Annotated in this window: 3 protein-coding genes; 1 reads left to right on the top strand and 2 read right to left on the bottom strand. The window is 61.1% G+C overall.

The genetic code is table 11. The features are described from left to right. Together BW33_RS18830 and gspH are read right to left on the bottom strand one after the other, a co-directional pair. A partial coding sequence (locus BW33_RS18830; protein WP_047600427.1) for a PulJ/GspJ family protein occupies positions 1–446 on the bottom strand: 446 nt, incomplete at its 3' end. Next, positions 443–895 carry a type II secretion system minor pseudopilin GspH gene (gene gspH, locus BW33_RS18825; RefSeq protein ID WP_047600425.1) on the bottom strand — a complete coding sequence of 151 codons (453 nt, stop codon included), beginning with the start codon at positions 893–895 and terminating at the stop codon, positions 443–445. The genes gspH and BW33_RS18830, both read right to left, overlap by 4 nt. A 132-nt stretch (positions 896–1,027) precedes the next feature. Here gspH and BW33_RS18820 point away from each other — a divergent pair. Then, a partial coding sequence (locus BW33_RS18820) for a hypothetical protein (RefSeq protein WP_047600423.1) occupies positions 1,028–1,335 on the top strand: 308 nt, incomplete at its 3' end.

Raw genomic sequence — 1,335 nt, 5'->3', positions numbered from 1 at the left:
CTTCGAGAAGGATACGTTGTATCGGGCGCCGGCAACGGATACCGACTCCGTGCCTCAGCCGCCGCCCGATACAACGTATCCCCCTTGACCCACCACCGCACCCGCTGCAAAGCCCCAGGTTGATCCGCCGCACTGCGAATAATATCCAGCCGAAACCCCTTGCTGTCACTGCTCCGCACCGTCAGCGCAGGCGGTGCACTCGGCGGCTCATCATCCACACCAACCTTCTTCGGCTCAGTCAATTCAATCCCCGCGCGCATCTCCACATCGCGCTGCAACTGATTCAACGCCCGCAACAAACTGTCGCTCTGCTCACTGCTCGCCTGCAAATGACTGTCCGCCCGCGTCACACTGTCCAGCCCGCGCCAGGCAATCAGACTGACCACCGCCATCAGCAGAATCGCGACCATCACCTCGATCAGGGTAAAGCCCCGTTGAGCGTTCATTGCACACTGATCCTGCCACTGGCATCACGCAGCACACTCAGCCGATTGAGCCCATCAGACAGGGTCAATCGCAGCGGCGGATTGATCCACTCGGCGTTAAGTACAACCTTCTGCTTCGGCTCCACCCGCACCTCCAGCTTCGGACTCTGCCAGGTGCGCGGCCGCAACTGCGGATCATCCTTGAAATGCTCAAACCCCCGACCACTGTCACTGCGCCGACTGAACCGAAACCCCTTGCCATCACTGACCCAAACAATCGGCCGACCATCGGCGCGCGCCTCCGCCTGGGCCACCTGCAGCAACTGCGCCACACGCTCGGCGTCCTTGCGCAGCAACTGCAGCGGATCCGGCTTGATACTCAGACTGATCGCCGCACTGGCGATCCCGATGATCACCAGCACCACCATCAACTCGATCAGCGTAAAACCCTGTTGCTTGCCCACCTTCATCGGTTGCGCGCTCCTTTGCGTCTTGCCCCGTCCCAAAAAACATCCTGCACGGCCAACATGTAAGGCGTGTGAAATAAAACCGTGAGAATTGCCGCGTAGCCTGTCAGCAGGGACTAAAAGGAGATTCAGCCCATGATGCTCACCACCCGCATTTCCCCCCCGCAAACCGTCCAGGCCCTCGCACTGCTCGCCGCCCTGGTCGGCGTCGCGACCTGGTCGTCGCTACTCCTGACCTCCGCCGAATCGCATACCCCTCCGGCGCCACCGCAATTACTCGCAGCGCGCAGTGATAGCCCGGCATTGCAGTGGTTTTCCAATCAAACGGCGCCGGTGGATATCAAGGTGAGCGGGGTGATGGCAGGGAGTCGCGGGGCGGTGGCGATATTGAGTTTGAACGATGGGCCGCCGAGGAGTTTTTTGCAGGGGGAGAGGGTGGGGCC

Source organism: Pseudomonas sp. RIT288, assembly GCF_000631985.1.
Taxonomy (GTDB): Bacteria; Pseudomonadota; Gammaproteobacteria; order Pseudomonadales; family Pseudomonadaceae; genus Aquipseudomonas.
Note: the sequence above shows the minus strand (reverse complement) of the source record. Positions and strands in the feature narration are given on the sequence as shown.

What these genes read in the sequence shown, in the direction of transcription:
- gspH (WP_047600425.1), bottom strand. Translation starts at nt 895, where the DNA reads ATGAAGGTGGGCAAGCAACAGGGTTTTACGCTGATCGAGTTGATGGTG.